Below are 21,745 nucleotides of genomic sequence, written 5' to 3' on the forward strand. Positions count from 1 at the left end.
TTCAGGCAGCGGCAGCGCCGCCTCCGCCCGCCAGTTCACGGACGATTGCCGCCACACTGCTCACCGCCTCGTCGAGCTTATCGGCCATGGGGCCACCGGCCTGGGCCATATCAGGACGTCCGCCTCCCTTGCCGCCAACGATTCGGGCCACCCGATTGATCAAGTCGCCGGCTTTGATCCGCCCGGTATATTCCTTGCTGACCATGGCCAGAAGTGCGGCCTTGTTGTCCAGCTCCCCGCCCAGGACGATGATACCGCTTCCCATGCGGTCACGAATCTTATCGCCGATTTCCCGCAGTGTCTTGGGGGAATCAAGTGGTACCTTGGCAGCAATCACCCGAAGGCCGTCGACCTCGACACTGGCTGCCAGGTACCTGTCAAGATCAGACAGGGCCATGGCGGCATTCAGGGAAGCAACCTGTTTTTCCAAATCTTTCTGGCGTCTTAACAGATTTTGAATTTTTTCAGCAGCACCTTCGAAAGGTCCTGAAATCATCGTGCTGACCGCTGTCGCCTGCCGATCCATTTCCTGCATCCAGTGAACAGCACCTGCTCCGGTCACTGCTTCAATGCGGCGAACACCGGCGGCAATACCGGTTTCAATAATAATCTTAAATAAGCCAAGGTCACCGGTTCTTTGCGCATGGGTTCCACCGCACAATTCCTTACTGAACCCACCGATGCTGACAACCCGCACTTCATCCCCATATTTCTCGCCGAACAGGGCTGTCGCTCCGTCGGCCATCGCCTCATCACGCCCCAATATCGTGGAGGCCACCGGGGTATTGTCACGAATCTGTTGATTGACCAATTGCTCTACGGCAAAAATCTCATCCAGGGACAATGGTGAAAAATGGGTGAAGTCAAAGCGCAACCGGTTATGATCCACGGCGGATCCAGCCTGCTTGATATGATCGCCCAGGATCTTTTTCAATGCAGCCTGCAGCAGGTGGGTTGCGGTATGGTTGCGAACCGTGTCCGCCCGCCGTGCCGCCACCTGCATATCTACCCTGGTTCCGGTTTTCAGAATACCCTGAACAATCTCTCCCTGGTGAAGGATCAGGCCTTCAACTGGGGCCAGCGTCTTTTCAACCAGAAAACGTCCACCTGCCCAGGTTATCTCACCCTGATCGCCGATCTGCCCTCCGGATTCAGCGTAAAAAGGGGTCTGGTTGCAGAAAAGCCGCACTGTATCTCCCATTTTGGCCTCTGCTGCCAGTTGTCCTTCCCGGTTGATGATCGCCTCCACCACGGCAAGCCCCTGAGTGCTTGAATATCCAATGAATTCAGATTTTTTCCCCAGACCGGCAAGTTCGATGACCCCGACATCAAGATGGTCGACATCCCCGCCTTTCCATGATTTCCGTGATTGCTCGCGTTGCTGTTCCATGGCCAGGGTAAAGCCGGCCTCATCAAAGGACACGTCCCGCTCGATGGCCACATCGCGAACAATATCCACCGGAAAACCATAGGTGTCGTAGAGTTTGAAGATAAAATCACCCTGAATGGTCGGCGGCCCACTGTTGCTGTTTTGCAGACGATCAATTTCCTGATCGAGTTTTTGCAGGCCATGATCCAATGTTTCCCCGAAACGCTGTTCCTCATTGGTCACTACTTTGGCAAGTAATTCTCTGGTATTGTTGAGGTGGGGATAGGCCTCATGCATATGCTCGGTCACAAGGGCGCAAATACCCGGAAAGAATGAACTCAGCCCCAGAGAACGCCCATAACGAATGGCACGGCGCATAATGCGGCGCAGCACATACCCCCGCCCTTCATTGGAGGGCAAAACACCATCAGCGACCAGAAAAGTGGTTGCCCGGGCATGATCCGCGATAACCCGCATGGAAACATCATCTTTATCATTGGCATGATAGGGCCTGCCTGCCTGCCCGGCAATATGCTCGATGATTGGCGAAAAAAGGTCGCAGTCGTAGTTGTTGACCTTGCCCTGCAGGACCGCGGCAACCCGCTCGAGCCCCATGCCGGTATCAATGGAGGGCTTGGGCAGCGGGGTCATGGTTCCGGTTTCATCCCGGTTAAATTGCATGAAAACCAGGTTCCACAGCTCGAGGAACCGGTCGCAATCACACCCAAGGACGCAGTCAGGTCGACCGCACCCCACCTCCGCTCCCTGGTCGATATGAATCTCGGAACAAGGGCCGCAGGGGCCAGTGTCACCCATGGCCCAGAAATTGTCTTTCTCACCCATCCGGACAATCCTGCCTTTGGGCAGATCTTCTACCTGCTCCCAGAGGGCAAAGGCCTCATCATCGTCCTCATACACGGATATCCAGAGTTTTTTTGGATCAAAGCCCAGTTTGACGGTAAGAAATTCCCATGCAAAATCGATGGCTTCCTTTTTAAAATAATCGCCAAAGGAAAAGTTTCCCAACATCTCAAAAAAAGTGTGATGGCGAGCGGTATACCCGACGTTTTCCAGATCGTTGTGTTTGCCGCCGGCTCGGACGCTGCATTGCGCACTGGTGGCCCGGACATAAGGCCTTGTCTCCTCGCCCATGAACACTTTTTTAAATTGGACCATGCCTGAATTGACGAACAACAGGGTGGGATCGTCATGGGGCACCAGAGATGAAGCAGCGACCCTGGTGTGCCCCTTGCTCTCAAAATATTGAAGAAAACATTGTCTTATCTCGTTACCGGTCATGGGTCTCATCACGTTGATGTTGATAAGGAAGACTGTATACTCATGTCTGTCCAGAGTCAGGATATTCTGCTCTGAATCGAGGCGTGCTGGCCAATGTACCCGCAGACATCTACTTGATATTCACAAGGTATAGTTAACAGCGCACTAAAGAGTCAGAGAAAAACAGCCGTTTCCGGCTGGGCACGCGCCAGGATTGCCGGCCTCTCAGTCTGTTGTCGCAGACAGAAGACTATCCCCCTCCTGTCAGTCACCTCTGGTGTCTCAAGATTGAAGACTTAGCTTCTTATGATACCATGAAAAATACTGTTGCAAAGAAAAAACAATACCCGACCCGCACCTGATAAACAAACAGGCGGAATGCTCGCGCATTCCGCCTGTTTGTTTCTTTTCAGATACACTTATTCTCCCACCCGTGTTCTCAATGTTGCCGAGAATAGGGGGAGGAACAAGCCGGTCAGCCCATCTGTCTCTTGGCATCCACCAAATGATCGACCACCGAAGGGTCGGCCAGGGTGGAGGTGTCGCCAAAATCCTGAAAATCATTGGCGGCGATTTTACGCAGAATACGCCGCATGATCTTGCCGGAGCGAGTTTTCGGCAATCCCGGTGCCCATTGGATGACCTCAGGGGTAGCGATGGGACCGATTTCCTTGCGGACATGCTGTCGCAGTTCAGCTCGCAACTCCTCGCTCTCCTCGGCCCAGGACATCAGGGTGACATAGGCAAAAATAGCCTGCCCTTTGATCGGATGCGGCATTCCCACAGCAGCGGCCTCAGCCACGGCTTCATGGGCAACCAGTGCGGATTCGATCTCCGCGGTGCCAAGACGATGCCCGGAAACGTTGATGACATCGTCAAGCCGGCCCATAACCCAGAAATACCCGTCCTCATCCCTGCGGGCGCCATCCTCGGGATCATAAGTATCGGCATAGCGGTTGAAATAGGCTTTTTTGTATCGTTCCGGATTGCCGAAAACCCCCCGTAACATGCCGGGCCAAGGTTTACGGATAACCAGGTGCCCGCCCTCGTTCGGCCCTGCTTCCTGGCCGGACTCGTTAAAGATGGCCGCATCGATGCCCGGCAGAGGCAGGGTGGCTGACCCGGGCTTGAGCGGTGTCACATAAGGAAGGGCCGAAATCATGATCCCACCAGTCTCGGTCTGCCACCAGGTATCGACTATGGGCAGTTTTTCCTTCCCGATATTAATGTAATACCACATCCAGGCCTCGGGATTGATGGGTTCACCCACCGTGCCGAGAATACGCAGACTGGACAGATCCCATTTCTGAGTCGGCTCGACCCCTTCCCGCATCAAGGCGCGAATGGCAGTCGGTGCAGTATAGAAAATATTGATCTTGAATTTTTCGACTATTCTCCAGAAGCGGTCCGGCCCCGGATAGGAGGGAATCCCTTCGAACATGACCGTGGTTGCCCCCAACCCCAATGGCCCATAGAGAATATAACTGTGTCCGGTGATCCAGCCGATATCGGCGGTGCAGAAATGAATATCCTCGTCCTTGAGATCGAAAACCCATTGCGCTGTATGCATAGCGTAGGTCAGATACCCGCCGGTGGTATGGACAACTCCTTTTGGCTTGCCGGTGGACCCGGAGGTGTAAAGGATGAAGAGCATGTCTTCGGCATCCATGGACTCAGGCTCGCAGAACGAAGAAATATCGTGAGCATGCACTTCTCTGTGCCACCAGCAATCTCGACCTTCCACCATATCGATGTCAGTACCTGCCCGCCGGACGACAACACAGGTCTCCACACTGGGACAGGTCTCAAGGGCCTCGTCGGCGTTCGGCTTAAGCGGAATCGCTTTACCGCCGCGAAGAACGGCATCCGCGGTGATCAGAACCTTGGCATGACAGTCCTCGATACGGCTCTGCAGTGCCACTGCTGAAAATCCACCAAAAACCACTGAATGAACAGCACCAAGACGGGCACATGCCAGTAGAGAAATGGCCAACTCAGGGACCATGGGAAGATAAATGGCCACCCGGTCTCCCTTCTTGACACCTTTTTTCTTCAACACATTGGCGAAACGACAGACCTCGTCATGGAGCATCTGGTAGGTGTAGACCCTGACATCCTCTTCAGGTTCTCCCTGCCAGATAATGGCTGCTTTATTGCGTCGGCCATCGGTAAGGTGCCTGTCAAGACAGTTGGCGGAAATGTTGAGCTTACCGCCAAGGAACCATTTCACCTCAGGAACCGACAGGTCATATTCAGTCACCTTGTCCCATTTTTTGTCCCAGGTCACCAATTCCTCGGCGCGTTCAGCCCAGAACCCTTCCGGGTCTTCGAGGGAGCGGGCATAGGCCTTCTGATATTCCTCCATGGATTTCACCCAGGCCTGTTCACGCCCTTTTTCCGGCGGTGGAAACACCTTTCCTTCTGCCAGCAAACTGGTGATTTTGTCTTCCATTGCGCTCATAACCCCCCCCTTCAACTGAATTTTAACCTATATAACAGAGCCATGTTCGCCCTTCTGCCGTACTGTGCGAGCGGCAAAAGGTCAACCAGTGCTCCACCCTTTCCCTAATGATCTGATGACCTAATGACCTAATGACCTAATGAGCGTCCACCCTGAAACGAAATATAGTCTTCTGAATTATAAAGCTCAGATCAACATCTCATGCGGCTGAACCAATGGATCACTGGCCAAACAGCCGATGGAAAAACGAAGGGCAAACTTCCCAACGCTGATCGCTCTTTTCTCAGGGCGAGCGTACTTAAAAAAACCGTAATGGCCGACGACTACACAGGATGGTATTACCTTCGAAATACATCTTAAAACTGCGCTTGAAATATAGAGCCACTCACTGAGTCCAGTTGCATGACCAGAAGAACGTTTTTTCAGCATGGCAAACATCTAGCGGTTGACAAAAAGCCAGGTTTCATTTAATTAATAACTTAAATTCTAAAATACGCAAACAAAAAAATGCACAATACGCAAATCGACGATGTGGCCGGTGTCCTCAAGGCCATGGCCCATCCCATCCGTTTGAAAATCCTCTACCTCCTTGGTGATGAGGAATTGTCGGTCTGTCAGTTGCGGGCGAGTGTGCAGACCACAAACGCTAATATCTCGCAACATCTTTCCATCCTCCGCCGCCATGGCGTCATTACCTGCCGCAAAGAAGCCAATTTCATCTACAACCGCATCGCCGACCCCCGTATCACGCAACTCATTCAGAACCTCCAGGGCCTCTTCTGTGCGACCAGAGTGAACAGCGACAAAACTCACAAGGCAGAGTAACTCCATAAAAATCATACCTGCTCATTGCCTGATCGTCGATCCATGAATCTGTCACGGCCGCCTGACCGTCGATCGATGGAGTGCCGGCGAATGGACACTGAGGCTCAACGATGCTGTTTCCTGAGGCGGAGACGCAAGAGCCTGGGCACACACACCAGGGCGACAAGGATCAATATGCCACCGAGATACCAGGGAAAACAGCCGATTGCTTCCCGGAAAGCATGGTTGGAAACCAACGCTTCGCTCCATTCAGGGTGTACCTCTTCCTGCGCTCTTCGGTAATGGAGAATGAGACCGGCAAACACCATGCCAATGAACCCGTAGGCGGCATTGAATGCCAGTCCTTTGAAACTCAATACCGTGGCCCGCTGGTGCGACGCGGTGATTTGATTGAGATAATGACTGGTGAAAAAACTTGTCAGCATCAGGCCGACAAACACTGCCACCATCGGTAACACCCCGAAGTAAGGAATAAACAACGTCAATCCCGCCAGGGCGACAAGGGCAAAGCCACTGACCAGGACAAGATTAAGCCCCGGAGAAAAGCGTTCGACCATGATCCGGGCAATCCTTGGCACAAAAAGGCCCAGAACGGCAACCGCTGAACCAATGATGCCGAAACTGGCCTCAGGCAGTTGAATGAGGCGATAATATTCACTGGTCAAGGTGACGATCATCCGCAGGGTATGATCGAGAGTCATGGCAAACAGAATGATTGCCAGGGCCAGAGGGGTACGGATAATCCATTGCCCCGCGTGCAGAGTGCGTTGAGTCAATTCCCACAATCCAGCAGAACTTTTCGGTGGGATCTCCTGTGCATCATGTACCTGCGGATCACGCATTTTTAAGGTGACATAAAGCGCCAGCAGGCTGAAAAGCAGCGTCAGGTAGATGGGATAGCGCATACTCATCTGCTGTTCGATTCCACCGGACTGACCCAGCCAACCAAGAAATCGATTAACCATGCCGGGATCATAAACCAGTCCTCCCAGAGTCATGGCAAAGATGTACCCGAGACTCTGGACGCGCATCTGCACATCAAGCACCCTGGGCCATTCCTTGGCCAGCCCCTGTTCCACCAATGTGTCATACGCCAGGGCCTCGTCGGCGCCACTGGCCATGGCCTCGGCCAGACCACTGAGAATCCGGTTGATTAAAAACGCATAAAAGATCAGCTGCAGATTGCCAAGCGGGACAAAGGCAATCAACGACATCTCCATAATCATCAACGCCGTTGTTGCGACCAGCAAGCGTTTTCTGCCAAGGGCGTCGGCCAGCACCCCGGAGGGTACTTCAGCAAGAACAATGGTAAAGGCCCATACGGTGTTGAGCAGAGCAAACTGCTCCAGGGTCAACCCGTAATCAAGAAACAGAATAGTAAAGACCGGATAGTAGAACCGGGCGTTGAAAAGGAGCCGAAAGGCGATGAATAAACGGATATTGGGTAGAGAAAAGGGAGAGACCGGTCCAGGCGTCTTTTTTTCCGGGTCTGTTGTTGCACATCCGTCCATATCAGTCCGCCGGGATATCCCTCTGCGCCTCTACCTTACTCTTCACGAAAGACTCATAGTCCTGAATCCGTGAAGGCTGGACGCTTGTATTGGAAATATACTGCTGTAATCATACTATAATTGCAGCGGAATCCTAGACAATACCTTTCGCCAGCCGCCCTTCGGGGGCGCTTGTTCACGGATGCAGGATAGTCCTGTTCAGTGCCCTGATCCGGGAGGGCATAGCGATGCTGCCGGGCCCCTCGTTGATCAAAGGTACGCCCGATCGTTGGTCGAAAAAGTGCCGGATAATTGGATAGAGAGAACAAAACAGGCAGGAAGGCGCTGAGCCTCCCTGCCTGTTCCTGGTTAATCGTACTTTTTCTGTGACGAGGCTTTGCCTCCTGGTTACAGCAGACCCTTGAAAAAGTCGTTGCCCTTGTCATCGACCAGAATAAAGGCGGGGAAATCGACGACCTCAATCTTCCACACCGCTTCCATGCCGAGTTCAGGATAATCGAGACATTCGACTTTTTTGATATTTTCCTCAGCCAGCAGAGCAGCGGGACCGCCGATGGAGCCAAGATAAAACCCACCGTGCTTCTTGCAGGCATCGGTAACCTGTTGGGAACGATTACCCTTGGCGATCATGACCAGGGATCCACCATGGCTCTGCAGCAGGTCGACATAGGAATCCATTCGTCCAGCCGTGGTGGGGCCAAAGGAGCCGGAAGGCTTGCCCGCCGGGGTCTTGGCCGGGCCGGCATAATAGACGGGATGGTTCTTGAGATAATCGGGCAGAGGCTGACCGGCATCAAGGAGTTCCTTCCATTTGGCATGGGCGATATCACGGCCGACAATAATGGTCCCGGTCATTGACAGTGGCGTTGAGACCGGATGTTTGGTCAATTCCGCCAGCACCTTATCAATCGGCTGGTTAAGATCGATCTTCACCACCTGCGACGAATCGCGGTCACGGTACTGGGCGGGAATCAGATCGCCCGGGGTGGTGTCCATTTGCTCGATCCACAGTCCATCCTTGTTGATTTTAGCCTTGATATTGCGGTCAGCGGAACAGGATACACCCATGCCGACGGGGCAGGAGGCGCCATGGCGGGATAAACGAACCACGCGGATATCATGGGCGAAATACTTGCCGCCGAACTGAGCACCCAGGCCAAGTTTACCGGCTTCCTCAAGGAGTTCTTTTTCCAGCTCCAGATCGCGGAATGCACGACCATACTCGTTCCCGCTGGTGGGCAGAGCATCGAGGTACTTGGTCGAAGCCAGTTTGACTGTTTTCAGACAGGTTTCAGCGCTGGTACCGCCGACAACAAAAGCGATATGATAAGGGGGGCAGGCTGCCGTGCCCAGTGATTTCATTTTTTCCACCAGAAATTTCTTCAAGGTTTCGGGATTGAGCAGGGCCTTGGTCTCCTGGTAGAGATAGGTTTTGTTCGCGCTGCCGCCGCCCTTGGCCAGAAAGAGAAATTTGTACTCATTGCCGGTGGTGGCATAGATATCGATCTGCGCCGGCAGGTTGGTCTTGGTATTGACCTCTTCGTACATGTTCAGCGCCGCATTCTGGGAATAACGCAGGTTTTCTTCACTGTAGGTGGTAAAGACGCCGGCGGAAATCTGCTCGGCATCGTCACAGCCTGTCCAGACATTCTGACCTTTTTTGGCAACGACACAGGCGGTACCGGTGTCCTGGCAAATCGGCAGGACGAAGTCGGCGGAGACCTCGGCGTTACGCAACATGGCCAGGGCCACTTCCTTGTCATTGGCAGAGGATTCCGGATCATCAAAGATCTTGGCCACCTGTTGATTATGGGCGGGACGCAGCAGAAAGGACACTTCACGCATGGCCTGGTTAGCCAGCACCTTCAGTCCCTCGGGAGCGACCGTAAGGATCTCCTCTCCATTGAAGGTCTCCACAGAGACATACTTGGCCGAACCCTCCAATAAGCGGTACTTGGTTTCATCTTTACCGAGGGGAAAGGGATCCTGATACACAAAATCTGCCATATTATTACTCCTTGTTTGAATAAAAAAACTGCAACATGGACCAGCCCAACACCAAGGCCGGCAATTGACCATTGGGACAATCTCTTCATCTCCGCCTTCTCCGGGGCAAAGGGCCGATGGCTCCCTGCCGAGATGCCGGCACCATGCATACCAGCCAGAAAAGTCGCGGAACCGGCACTCCTTTTCAGCTCTGTCTTTTTACCCTGCCGTGCCCGCAAAGGCAAGCCCCGGAAACAATTGAATGGTTAGCAGGTTACCCCTTGTCACCTCTCGATTCTATTCCTGTTTCCTCTTCTTGGAAATATCACCCACTCCGGTCCTTCTCTCTGTCACTTTCAGCACACCCATTGGGTACCGGCGGCAGCAAAAAAGAAGTGCTCACCAAGATGTTGCTGTAAACGGGCCGCATTAGCCAAACCGGTACAATGGGATGCCCCCAGACGCTGGACACCAAATTGATGCAGGGCGGCTACCGTGGCCTCAAACTGGGCGGCATCGGCAAAACCGAGATGCGTGCCGCCGATCACTGTGTGTATGGGTTGATCTGGCAGCATGGCATTGACATGGGTGAGAATATTGATCAAACCGGCATGGGCGCAACCAAGGAGTACCACCAGGCCCTGGTCCGTGGTAACCACGAGAGAAAGATCGTCCCGGAGGGCATCCTGTTCCCAGGCACCGTCAGCGGAGCGAATTTTCATGGTGCTGTCTGGCGGCTCGAACTCAGTGACCTTAGGAACCTCACCGGTCAGATAGATGCCGGGAAAGATCTCTGTAAAGGCTGTAACCGCCTGAAACCTCGCACCCAGGGATTCAAGGTATTCCTTTTTATAGCGTATACCAATCTCCCGACACGCATCATCCTTGAGCCAGTAGCGGTCGACAAAACTCTCCGGATGTATGTAGACATTGATCGGCCCACTCATATTCAATGCGTCCGGCAGACCTGAAGTGTGGTCATAATGACCGTGACTGATAACAATGCCGTCCAGTTGCCGGAGATCGATCCCCAGCACCCGGCTGTTGGTCAGCAGCCCCATACCCTGGCCGGTATCCAGCAGCAACCGGTGGGGTCCTGCTTCCAGATGGACAGCCCAACCATGCTCGCCAATCAGTCCATGAGGCGAGGCAACGGAATTTTCACAAAGAACAGTCATTCGGCATTCCATGTTTATCTCCTTCCGGTTATGAGAACAGCCAGGACCTGCCGTATTCAGGCCGGCAACGAACTGTTCATCTGCAAGCGATCACAGGTACGTGGTAAAGTAAACAGTTACACCCCCGTGATTGGTTTCGTCCATCTTTACTCAAAAAACGAAAAAAGTAGTATACCCCATTGGACCACCATGGGGAAACCATACCAGAACTACACCAATTTGGCCATAACGCGATTCGCCAGGGGCAAACCGCTACGGGTGAGCAGAAGGTTATCCCCGTGGATCGTTAACAGATTCTGATGAAGCAGAGAGGACAGTGTCTCGCCATAATATGCGTGTACATCGATTCCGAATCGTCGCCGCAGTCCGGTCATGGATATCCCGGCGAGCAGCCGCAGTCCCATGATCACTGTTTCCCGAAAAGCGGCTTCCGGGGACAGTTCTTCCGTCTCATCCCAGAGAGTTTCTCCGGCGACAATCCGTCGACAGAACTGATCAAGCCCGGAAACCGTGGATCGGCGCTGGCCGCCAAAAGCGGAAACCGCGCCAGGTCCCAACCCAAGATACTCTCCATTGTCCCAATAATTCAGATTATGGCGACACGCCTTGCCGACAACAGCGTAGTTGGAAATCTCATACCGGGCCAGAGGGCTGGTGGCAAGCACCTTTTCGATGGCGGCCATCATGGCCAATATCTCATCCTCGGTGGGCAGGCACAGTTTTTTTTGCACCACCTCAAAAGCAAGCGGAGTGTCATCTTCGACAGTCAATTCATACAAGGACAGGTGCTCCGGAACAACTGCCAGTGCCTGCTCCAGGTTCTGTTGCCAACACTCCTGACTCTGTCCTGGCAACCCATACATCAGGTCCAGACTCAAGTTGGTGAATCCAGCCCTTCTCGCCGAGGCAATCGCGGTCAGGGCCTCTCCACCGGTGTGGAGGCGACCGAGCCGAACCAGTTCCCGGTCGTTGAACGACTGCACTCCGATGGAGATCCGATTGAAACCAATCCGGCGAAGCTGCTCCAATCCCCTGCCATCAATTGTGGCGGGATTGGTTTCGATGGTAATTTCCGGTTCTGTCGAGAAAGTGAACAAGCTTTGACAGTCGCCAAGCAGAAGTTCCAGCGCCTCCACAGGCAGGATCGATGGGGTGCCGCCTCCGAAGAAAATGCTGACAAAGGAAAGGCGCTGCACCTCGGGCAGATTGGCCCACTGCCGCATCTGCAGGCGGACAGCCTCGACATAGCCCTGCACGTCATTTGCCGCCGGAGGAAAGGAATAAAAGCTGCAATAAGGACATTTACCGCGGCAGAAGGGAACGTGCACATACAGCCCTGCCCGGGTGGACAGCTCCATCAATCCTTCCGCTCAAGAATCCGGCGGCATTCGTCGCGAATTCGAGCCATAAGCCCCTGGTCGGCGAAGCTGTACACTTGATCACCATCCCCGATAATCAGGTGGTCAAGGAGATTGATATGCATGAAGGAACAGATCAGGTGCAGGGAGCGGGTCAACTCCTCGTCCTGACGGGAGGGAGCCAAGGCCCCCGAGGGATGATTGTGAGCGATCACCAGGGCGCTGGCATTGCGGGCTAGGGCGGCCTTGATCAGCTCCCGCGGGTACACGGTATTGACCGTCACCGTTCCCTCCGCCACCACATCGGAGTCAATGACAGCGTGGGCCGCATCGAGGAAAACCACTCGCAAAACCTCGTGGGGCAATCCCCGCATGGCGTGAATAAGATAATCCGCCACCTGGCGGGAGGAATGCACATAGTGCTTGCCGACAATCCGCTGCTGGAGATAGCGCCGAGCCACGCCCTGGATAAACCGCAGCGCAAAAATATTTTTGGGACCGACCCCTTTGATCTGCTGCAACTCCCCCGGGGAGGCGTCAAGGACGGCGGGCAGGGTCTTGAACTTGGCTAAAGCCCCCCTGGCCGCGTCCTTACAGTCGGAACGAGGAGTACCGAAGGTGAGCAGGAGTTCGATGATCTCACTGTCAGTGAAAGCCTCGATCCCCTGTGCAAGGAATTTATCGCGAAGACGCTGCCGATGCCCCGCACCCTTCTGCTGCCATTCATCTTTGTCCACGAAGGGTTCCTAACCGTTGAGCTCCTGCTGAAAAAGGTCGTTGACCATCTGTGGGTTGGCCTGGCCTTTGGTCTTCTTCATCAATTGACCAACAAAAAAACCCAGCACCTTGGCCTTGCCTTCGCGGAACTGCTGCACTTGTTGGGGATGAGCGGCAATGATCTCCCGCACCAGGGCGACCAGCTCTCCTTCATCGCTCATCTGCACCAGGCCCTTGTCCTCAACGATGCGTTCCGGGTCAGCCCCGGATATCAGCATTTCGGCAAAAACCGTCTTGGCGATCTTACCCGAAATCTTGCCATCTTCGATGAGCCCCAGCAGCGCGGCCAGCTGCCGCGGCCGCACCGGACACTGGTCGATCCGCTCCGGTCCGTAGTCGCGTAGAACCTCAGTGCCGATGAAGTTGGCTGCTTTCTTGACATTGCCGTACAGCCGATAGGTTTCCTCGAAATAATCCGCCAATTCGCGGGAAGCGGTGAGGAGGTCGGCATCATAGTCACTTAATTCGAAATCACGGACAAATCGCAACCGTCTCTTGTCGGGCAATTCTGGTAACTGTTCCCGGATCCTGGCAATCCAGATCTCGTCCAGGACCACCGCGATGAGATCAGGATCCGGAAAATAGCGGTAATCGTGGGCCTCCTCCTTGCCACGCATGGGCTCGGTATGCCCGGTGTCCGGGTTCCAGAGAAGTGTCTGCTGCACCACCTGCTCTCCTTCCAGGAGGAGATCACGCTGCCGCCGCACCTCATATTCCAGGGCCTGCTGGACATTACGAAAAGAGTTCATGTTTTTCAACTCGGTGCGGATGCCAAACTCCCTCTGCCCCACTGGTCGCAGGGAAATGTTGGCATCGCAGCGAAAACTGCCTTCCTGCATGTTGCCGTCACAGATATCGAGATAGCGGACAATGCCATGCAGTTTTTTTAGATACGCGACGGCTTCCCCCGGTGAGCGCAGGTCCGGTTCACTGACGATTTCCAACAGGGGGGTACCGGTACGGTTGAGGTCAACATAACTGACGGGTTCACGTTCGTCATGCACCAGCTTACCGGCATCCTCCTCCATGTGGATACGGGTTATGCCGATGGTTTTCCTCTGACCGTCCACCTCGATATCAATGCGGCCGTGCTCGCAGATAGGCAGATCGAACTGAGAGATCTGATACCCCTTGGGCAGGTCGGGATAAAAATAATTCTTGCGGGCAAAACGGTTTTCCCGGTTGAGAGTCGCCTCCGTGGCCAGGCCCAGCTTGATGGCCGACTCCACCACCTTGCGATTGAGGACCGGCAGGGAGCCCGGCATTCCCAGACAGACCGGGCAGGTGTGGGTATTGGGAGGCGCCCCGAATTCAGTGGAACAACCGCAGAAAATCTTGCTTCTGGTTTTCATCTGGGCATGGATTTCCAGCCCGATTACAGTTTCAAATTCCATGGTGGCACAGATGGTAGTGGTTATGACTGCTGGGCACCGGAATGAATCCAGGCCCGGATCTTGATCAGTTCCTCATCCCAGAGCCGGGACGCCCTGATGTGAATAAACATCCGGAACAGATCACCCACCAGGTGGGTTAACTGTTCAAGCAGGCCGATCCGTTCGAGAATCCTGCCTTCGAGGCTGTCGGCATCCTTGCCTTCATCTGCGGAATCGACGGTCCTGGGTAGACGGACATTACGAAACTCAAAGGTTGCCGCCGTGAGGGTCAGACTGAATTCATATTCGCCATGGGCAAGACGGATACGGGCCTGTTCCGGCTTTTTCGCCAGTCCCAACCCGGCTCTGGCTTCCTTCAACTCGGTCTGCAGACCACGACAGATGACTTTTTCACTGGTTTCGCCCTCACCGTACTCCAGCAGCATGTGTTTCTCGAAAACCACCAGAATATCACCCCGACCGGGCACCTCGACACTGCCACCACGCTCTTCGGACTTATACCAGAGCCAGGCAAGAAACTCCTGGCCAAGAAATCTTTTTTCCTGGATAAGATCGACAAGATCCATAAAACTTTCCCCTGAATCCATGACGTCTGGACTCTTGATTTGGATATATCTTGCTGTACTCAGATTACACTTGCAGTAGAATCCTTGACAATAACCTTCATCAGCCGCCCTTCGGGGCCAGATTTCCGTTATCTGTCAACCCTGGGGCCGCAAGGGTTACAGTTCAAGCGTGAGGGCTTCCTTCCCACTCTTCCTCTCCGAGGCATCAACACTTTTCTGGAAGATGGCGGAGGCTCGCTCCTGATACTGCCGGGCTTCCTCGGTCTTACGCTGACTGGTGCACAATTTGGCCAATTCCTGAAGAATTGCCGCGACGCTGGGATGTTCCGGACCATGCAGGGTTTCATTGATATGCAATGATTTCTGATAACAGGCCTCGGCCTGGAGATATTGTCCCTGGAGGCGATAGGACTCAGCCAGGTTGTTGAGACTGAGGGCCAGTTGCGGATGGGTGGGCCGCAGGGCCTGTTCGCGGATGCGAAGCAGTCGTTCATAGAGAGGCACTGCCTCTTTTTCCATCTCCAACTCCATGCACAGCGCGGCAAGTTTGTCGAGGAGAACGGCCAGGGCCGGGTGCTCTTGCCCTTTGGTTTGCTCCAGGATGGCCAGCGCCTTGCGATAGAGGGAAACCGCCTTGTCATACTCGCCCATGGTCTCCTGAAATTCACCGATCTGATACCAGCAGGTGGCCATTTCCGGATGATCCTGACCGAGTTTTCTGGCCATCACCGCCATGGCCTCTTTATACAGGGCGCCAGCCTTCTGGTACTGACCACTGAGCATAAGGGTGTAGGCAAGTTCCCGCTGGGCCAGCGCCAGGTCAAGCGGGTCTGCATCACTCTTCTCGCGGCAGAGACGGACATAGGTCGCAAACCAGGCCAGCGCCTCCTTATACCGATACAGGCTCCGCGCCGCCCTTCCGGCGGCCCGGAGATACATGGCATTCTCCGGCTCGCGCTCCAGAGCCTGGCGATACCGATCAAGCGCTGTCTGCAATTCGACCCGGAACTCGGCCAACTGACCGCTGTGGTAGCCGGCCCGGGCAGCGAGCGGATGCTCCTGTTGGCTCAGCCGGACCAGCAAGGCCTCCGCCTTTTCCGGATCCCCTTCCCGCAGGTTTGCCATGGCTTCTTGCTGCTCGGAAAAGTCGGTTGCCGGCATCTCAGCAAGGGTCTGGAGAATTTCCCCGCAGCTGGCCACCTCCTCGGCATAACTGTCTTCCAGAAGTGCCAGCTTGTCATTCATGATCACCAGTTCACGCTGCATTCTGTCCCGGTGTTTTTCATTCTGCTCACCAACGAGCCGGGCAAGAGCCGCCCGCTGTTTCTCTTCCAGATCATTGAGTCGATTCGCATAGGTTTGCAGAGAAAAGCGCACCTGTCCTGCTGTTGTTTCTTCTTTCAGGTCGGCCTCGGCTTCGGCAACCACTGCCGAGGTTTCAGGCTCTTCGACCGCAGCCTTGGGGACGACCGGCTCAATTTTTTCCTCTGGAGCAGCAGGTTCTTCTGCTGTCGCTGTTTCCGGACCGATCTCCAAACTCCGAATCTCTTCCAACGCCTCGACATCAGCCTGCTCAACAGGCACTGCCGCTGCGGACGCGGTCTCTCTATCCTCTATACCTTCGCCCGCACGAGCGGAATCCGTTTCCACCGATACCGCGGCCAGAACCTCCCCTTCCTGATGCGCCAGGACCGGTGATTCATCCATCTTGACATCAGAGGCATCAAGCCCGTCCACCGTTTCACCTGAAGGCGACGTGGACTCCTCTGGCTCCTGAATTGTCTCCCGAGGCTGAAGGGCCTCGGCGTCGACCTGTTTGTCCGGGAGAGGCGCTTCTCCTCTTTTCCGTGGCGTTCGCAGTTTCAGCGCCAGGATAATTGCTGCCACGACGATGATACCGACTGCCGCAAGCACAAAATTGATCATTATTCCTCCATCACGTTCAACTAGAGTTGATTGCGCTCAGCAGTTCACAGCAGTATGGCCGGCCGCATTTCCTCATACTTGTCCAAGGAGTCGCCTTCTGCCATTTGTAACCCGATGAGCCAGGGGATTTGCAGAATCAGAGAGAGGTTGAAGGTCTCCTTGAACAGATCTTCAAGAAGAGCCATTGCTTTTTTACTGGTGGAGAAAAAAAGCAAGGTATTATCGGTCAAGTTCCAGCAGAGATCGTAGGTGGAAGGGACCGGGAGGGATTTGCGGATCAATTCGGCATGAATGCGCTCCTTGATTTCCAGGCGGGCGGCTCGACTCAAACGGGGAATCTGCTTCTCCCGCTTGATCCGTTCCTCCTCCTTGGTAACATATTTTTTCAGGACCGATGGCGAAACCTTGCGCTCGTCCACCCGCATGGTCAACACCACATAATCACCCGCGGCATACGAACTGTATGCGAAATCAGTGTCAAACATATCAGCCACGGAAACCCAGCCGATGGAAAATTCGTCCAAAGTATCGTCAATATCCTTGAAACGATGAACAGCGATCCGTTCTTCCGCAAAATCCCAGAAGGATTCGGGGAGGTCTCCGACAACTGAAAACCGTATTATGGATGCCGATCCGGTCAGTAACCCCATAATTACCTGCTATATCATTAAATTATAAACAAATAAATTTCTCCGGGTACAACCCGAACCATGATCTTATTGTACTAGCAAACCCGCACCGACACCACAAGGAAATACATTAAACGGCCTGCCACTTCCGACCGCGGCAAAAAAAGAATACGCATGGATATTTTTCATTGACACCTGACCGAGAACTTTGTAAAGACTGACCTTCGAAATTGAGGGTCGTTAACTCAGCTGGTAGAGTATCTGCCTTTTAAGCAGAGAGTCGCGCGTTCGAATCGCGCACGACCCACCACAGACATTCATTGGACTTTAGTCCCCATCGTCTAGTCAGGTCCAGGACACCGGCCTTTCACGTCGGCAACACCGGTTCAAATCCGGTTGGGGACGCCATATACAATCAGCTCCCAGCTGATTAGCTATAAACCGAGAATCAGTTTGCTGTACTTTTCTCGGAGCAAGACCAACCGGGAAGCGCTGCCGCGCTTCCCGGTTTTTTATTTCCATGCCGTTATCTTGCTTCAGCAAAAAAAGGGAGAGACGCCCCTGTTTCACTGAAGTTTGCAGTTTCACGATCAAACCATCGTCACGATGGCTGGCGCTGACTGGTCGCCCCGTTATTCTTTGATTGTCGTTTCCAGGCGGTTTCCTCGAACAAAATATTTTTTCAACGCGTTGGGCTGGGATCGAATTTCCGGCATATCGGGTCCAACCAGTCCAGAACCAGGACTTGGCCGAAAAACACCCGAAGCCCCAGACATGTGTTGCAGGTCGACGGAAATGTCACTGGACCGAAAGTCTCGCGGTTGGCAACAACAGTCATGTTGAGGAAAAAATCAAGGCAAGGTTGGGAAAAAAGTGTCAAGTAAGGGGGGCTCCAAGTCCACAACTTTTTCAATCCTTTAAAGGGCAACGTGAGAGTGAGAGAACAGTTGAAAATATCCCGCCCACTGTTACCGCGCAAAGTGATGTTGAGAACCAACCGACCGGACGATGAAAATTGAGTTTGCGTGCCATGGACGATTTCGCCACGACTGGACCATCTTGCCATCTTCTAGGCCTGACCCCATCTTGCACCCAACCGGTTCGAGCTGGTTCAGAACAGGCTTTTTTTGAGGAAGGAAACGATTCTTTTGGCAGCCTGACCGTCCCCGTAGGGATTATGTGCTTTGGACATCCGCGCAAATGCAATCGGATCACTGAGCAGCGTGACCGCTTCATGGACGATAGTCGCCGCATCGGTCCCCACCAGTTTGACGGTGCCGGCAAGCACGGCTTCAGGCCGCTCGGTGGTATCACGCATCACCAGAACCGGCTTGCCGAGTGAAGGCGCTTCTTCCTGCACTCCACCGGAGTCAGTGATAATAAGGGTGCAGCGATCCATCAGGTAGACAAAAGGCAGATAGTCCAGGGGTTCAACCAGGTGTATGGAGGGTGTATTCCCCAGGATTCGCTGGACCGGCTCCTGCACGGCGGGATTCAAGTGAACAGGATACAGGATCTCTACATCTGGCAGGGTGGTGACGATGGTTTTCAGCGCCGTACAGATCTGCTCAAACCCTTGGCCGAAATTCTCCCGCCGGTGGCCGGTGACAAGGAGCAACCGCTTCCCTGAATCGAGAAAGGAAAACCGCTGTGCCATAACTTTCTGGTGAGACCGATCTGTTCGCAGCATGTGAACCACCTCATGCAGGGCATCGATGACAGTGTTGCCGGTAACCACAATCCTTGCAGGATCAACCCGCTCTGCAAGCAGGTTGTCCCGGGAGCAAACCGTCGGGGCAAAGTGACAGGCGGCAATGGCACTGGTCAGCCGACGATTCATCTCCTCCGGCCAGGGAGCATAGATATTACCGGTCCGTAAACCGGCCTCGACATGGCCCACGGGAATTCGTTGATAATAGGCCGCCAGGCTCACCGCCATGGTGGTGGTGGTGTCACCGTGAACAAGGACCATGTCCGGAATCCATTGGCCGAGCACTTTAGAAAGCCCCTGAAGGACGGAACAGGTGATATCGGTCAGGCTCTGGCCGGACCGCATGAGGTTCAGATCATATTCCGGCCTGATACTGAACAACCCCAGGACCTGGTCCAGCATCTGCCTGTGCTGGGCAGTGACGCAGACCCTGCTGATAAAAAAATCCGGATATCGAGCAAATTCCTTGATCACTGGGGCCATTTTTATCGCTTCGGGACGAGTCCCGAAAACAGAGAGAATTTTCTTTTTCACCGGTATTTTTTATCCTGATCCATCAAAAAAAACGAGGGGCTCTTCCTTGCTGAAATCCTGCAATGTGCTTAAAGCGTGTTCAGCATATCCGATCCTGGGAGTACAGGTGCAGGTTAGAAAAAGATACATGGTTCCTGTTTCCTGCCTGAACCCGTAAGCGGCTGGTGAAGGTTATTATCAAGATTCCGCTGCAATTACAATCTGATTACAGCTAGATATATCCGAACAAGATTCAAGCCGTCACGAATTCAGTTCCTGGTCAGGCACCCTTGAGCTTGCTTCTGGCGAATATTGAGAAAATGAGATAATCCTCAACCTGCCCGTTTATGCCGTGGTGACCGCAGGCGAGCACGATTCGGACCATTGATGACGGAACTTGATCGTCTTTCCCCTTCCTGCCCGGCGCACGCCTGGCGGTGCCAGTCACTGATCGGGCAACCTTGTCAACACCCGCTTCATGGTGCATGTACAAAATAACCCGGCCTGCGCCCTTTCCGCATCGACGCAACGCAGAGGAAACTGTTCCGATCCAACCGCATTGAGGAGAACGCTGTTCCCATGTATCACCAGCACTTTCAACTGACGCAACCACCGTTTCAACAGGAACCAGATCCACAGTTCCTGTTTCAGCACCCCGAATGGGAAGCCCTGTCCCGGTCTTTGCTTGCAGATATCCTCCAAGGACCTCCCCTGATCAAACTCATCGGTACGGTAGGGACAGGCAAGACCTTTCTCTGCCGATTCATCTCCGATCAGTTGCCCCGCTCACATGAAGTTATTCATATCGACAACCCGGTGGGCGCTTTTGATGATCTCGTCCGCATCATCTGTCTTGGCCTGGGAACCAACCTGGCGGACAAAAAAGAGCCGGTCGACCCGGTTGAGGAGCTGTTTCACCTTCTCAAGACCAGTAAAAACCGGGGCATTAAGACTGTCTTGATCGTTGACGAGGCGGAAAAGACCTTCCTGGCCACCCTGGAGCGGTTGATTCGTTTCAGCTGTGAAAACGACCAGGACCTTGCCCTGACTCTTCTCCTCAGTGGCCGACCGGAACTGCAGGCCAATCTGAAACAGCTCTCTGTTTTTTACAGTAAGGTTGACACCGGTCCGGACTATACTCTCCCCCCCTTGAATGAAGAGCTGACCAGCCAATATCTTAGATTTCGAATCAAGACCGCGGGCCCGGATCGCAAGACCTCCGATGACCTCTTCACCGAGGCCGCAGTGGCCAGAATTTTTCATCTCTCCCAAGGCAACCTGCGCACAATCAACGACCTGGCGGAAAAGGCCCTGCAGGCGGCTGGCGCGCAGCAGGCCACCCATATCCAAGCCAACCATATCCTGTACCCGTCCACCCAGCGAAGCAGGAAGAAAAGCTCTTGGTCCGTGCCGCTGAAAGTGATCCCTCGCAATAAATATATCGCCGGCGCTGTTGCCGGTCTTGTTGTGCTGGTGGTGTTCATCGGCTTATTGACCCGTAGCGACAACGACCAACAGACAACGGACGCGCCCATGGCAGTCACCCAAACAGTGGAGGAAGAGCACGAGGTACCATCAGAAGATCGTGACCACATCGCTATGGATTTGCGCGACGAACAGGAAACAGCCGTTGTCGAGGTTGAAGAAACAGAAGAACCACCGGCGATCGTCGACACAACTCCCAGAGACGGCGACGCAATCTTTCAAGAACGGCTACGGGCCAGTGCCGGCTGGGTAGCCGGGGCGTACAGGGGTGAATACACCATCTACGTCCTGCAGCTGAGCTCCGATCAGGTCGAAGCCGAAATCTCCGCTCTCCTGGTGGAGGATGTCTATTATCAGGCCAGGAATCAATTGTATCTCCTGCGCTATAATACCGTACCACCGAGTATTCATGTCTTTCACGGAAGATACGCCACCATGGATGCGGCCTGGCAAGCGTGGGACACCCTGCCCGCTCCCCTGCAACAAAAGCACCCCCAGCCGCTTGCCATCAGCGAAGCTCTTGAATTGCCGCGGAATTGATGGAGAAAACCTGACCCGCAGCAGATCGGCACCCCCGGTTTTTTTTGCCAGATGGTTGCGACCATGATGCGGGCTGCCGGCACCGGATCAATGGTGAGAGCATGCTGTTCGTATTACCCCTCGATCCGTGACGGCTGGACTTTAGTTTGAGTTTATTTTACTGTATTCATGTTATAAGTACGGTGACATTCATAACAATTTACGTTCACCAGCCCACCTTAGGGCGTCATGTTGAGGT

At 54.0% G+C, this 21,745-nt stretch carries 14 protein-coding genes and 2 tRNA genes; 4 read left to right on the forward strand and 12 right to left on the reverse strand.

Annotated elements, in window-relative coordinates; all coding sequences use genetic code 11:
- Position 1: 1 nt before the first annotated feature.
- Positions 2-2,668: an alanine--tRNA ligase gene (gene alaS, locus JWG43_RS09295; protein ID WP_205242639.1), complete on the reverse strand. Its 2,667-nt coding sequence runs from the start codon at positions 2,666-2,668 to the stop codon at positions 2-4.
- A 454-nt stretch (positions 2,669-3,122) separates the two neighbouring features.
- On the reverse strand, positions 3,123-5,108 hold the full coding sequence (acs, locus tag JWG43_RS09300) for an acetate--CoA ligase (protein WP_205242640.1): 1,986 nt from the start codon (positions 5,106-5,108) through the stop codon (positions 3,123-3,125).
- 507 nt (positions 5,109-5,615) lie between these two features.
- Here acs and JWG43_RS09305 point away from each other — a divergent pair.
- Positions 5,616-5,933 (forward strand): ArsR/SmtB family transcription factor, encoded by a 318-nt coding sequence (locus JWG43_RS09305; protein ID WP_205242641.1) that lies wholly within the window; start codon positions 5,616-5,618, stop codon positions 5,931-5,933.
- Between the two features lie 104 nt (positions 5,934-6,037).
- On the opposite strand, the gene JWG43_RS09310 is transcribed toward JWG43_RS09305, so the two are convergent.
- From JWG43_RS09310 to rdgC, 9 genes are all read right to left on the reverse strand, one after another.
- On the reverse strand, positions 6,038-7,444 hold the full coding sequence (locus tag JWG43_RS09310) for an MFS transporter (RefSeq protein WP_205242642.1): 1,407 nt from the start codon (positions 7,442-7,444) through the stop codon (positions 6,038-6,040).
- Positions 7,445-7,831: 387 nt separating this feature from the next.
- The gene (locus JWG43_RS09315; RefSeq protein WP_205242643.1) at positions 7,832-9,451 is read right to left on the reverse strand and encodes a fumarate hydratase; all 1,620 of its coding nucleotides are present in this window, start codon (positions 9,449-9,451) and stop codon (positions 7,832-7,834) included.
- A gap of 335 nt (positions 9,452-9,786) precedes the next feature.
- A complete protein-coding gene (locus tag JWG43_RS09320; RefSeq protein ID WP_205242644.1) occupies positions 9,787-10,620 on the reverse strand; it encodes an MBL fold metallo-hydrolase in 834 nt (277 codons plus the stop codon).
- A gap of 197 nt (positions 10,621-10,817) precedes the next feature.
- A complete protein-coding gene (gene hemW / locus JWG43_RS09325; RefSeq protein ID WP_205242645.1) occupies positions 10,818-11,966 on the reverse strand; it encodes a radical SAM family heme chaperone HemW in 1,149 nt (382 codons plus the stop codon).
- Complete coding sequence (gene radC, locus JWG43_RS09330) at positions 11,966-12,703, reverse strand: RadC family protein (protein WP_205242646.1); 738 nt, start codon at positions 12,701-12,703, stop codon at positions 11,966-11,968. Before radC ends, hemW begins: the two co-directional genes overlap by 1 nt.
- A gap of 9 nt (positions 12,704-12,712) precedes the next feature.
- Positions 12,713-14,137, reverse strand: a complete 1,425-nt coding sequence (gene gatB / locus JWG43_RS09335) for an Asp-tRNA(Asn)/Glu-tRNA(Gln) amidotransferase subunit GatB (protein WP_205242647.1) — start codon at positions 14,135-14,137, stop codon at positions 12,713-12,715.
- A 20-nt stretch (positions 14,138-14,157) separates the two neighbouring features.
- Positions 14,158-14,703 (reverse strand): hypothetical protein, encoded by a 546-nt coding sequence (locus tag JWG43_RS09340; RefSeq protein ID WP_205242648.1) that lies wholly within the window; start codon positions 14,701-14,703, stop codon positions 14,158-14,160.
- Positions 14,704-14,859: 156 nt separating this feature from the next.
- The gene (locus JWG43_RS09345; protein WP_205242649.1) at positions 14,860-16,629 is read right to left on the reverse strand and encodes a tetratricopeptide repeat protein; all 1,770 of its coding nucleotides are present in this window, start codon (positions 16,627-16,629) and stop codon (positions 14,860-14,862) included.
- A 44-nt stretch (positions 16,630-16,673) separates the two neighbouring features.
- On the reverse strand, positions 16,674-17,279 hold the full coding sequence (rdgC, locus tag JWG43_RS09350) for a recombination-associated protein RdgC (protein ID WP_205242650.1): 606 nt from the start codon (positions 17,277-17,279) through the stop codon (positions 16,674-16,676).
- Between the two features lie 213 nt (positions 17,280-17,492).
- Between rdgC and JWG43_RS09355 the strand changes: the two genes are divergently transcribed.
- Together JWG43_RS09355 and JWG43_RS09360 are read left to right on the forward strand one after the other, a co-directional pair.
- Positions 17,493-17,568, forward strand: a tRNA-Lys gene (locus tag JWG43_RS09355).
- Between the two features lie 20 nt (positions 17,569-17,588).
- Positions 17,589-17,666, forward strand: a tRNA-Glu gene (locus JWG43_RS09360).
- Positions 17,667-18,369: 703 nt separating this feature from the next.
- Here the strand turns inward: JWG43_RS09360 and wecB are convergent.
- On the reverse strand, positions 18,370-19,503 hold the full coding sequence (gene wecB / locus JWG43_RS09365; RefSeq protein WP_338033253.1) for a non-hydrolyzing UDP-N-acetylglucosamine 2-epimerase: 1,134 nt from the start codon (positions 19,501-19,503) through the stop codon (positions 18,370-18,372).
- A gap of 558 nt (positions 19,504-20,061) precedes the next feature.
- Between wecB and JWG43_RS09370 the strand changes: the two genes are divergently transcribed.
- Positions 20,062-21,507, forward strand: a complete 1,446-nt coding sequence (locus JWG43_RS09370) for an ExeA family protein (RefSeq protein WP_205242651.1) — start codon at positions 20,062-20,064, stop codon at positions 21,505-21,507.
- Positions 21,508-21,745: the final 238 nt, after the last annotated feature.

The organism is Desulfobulbus alkaliphilus, assembly GCF_016918545.1.
In the GTDB taxonomy this organism is placed as follows: Bacteria; Desulfobacterota; Desulfobulbia; order Desulfobulbales; family Desulfobulbaceae; genus Desulfobulbus; species Desulfobulbus alkaliphilus.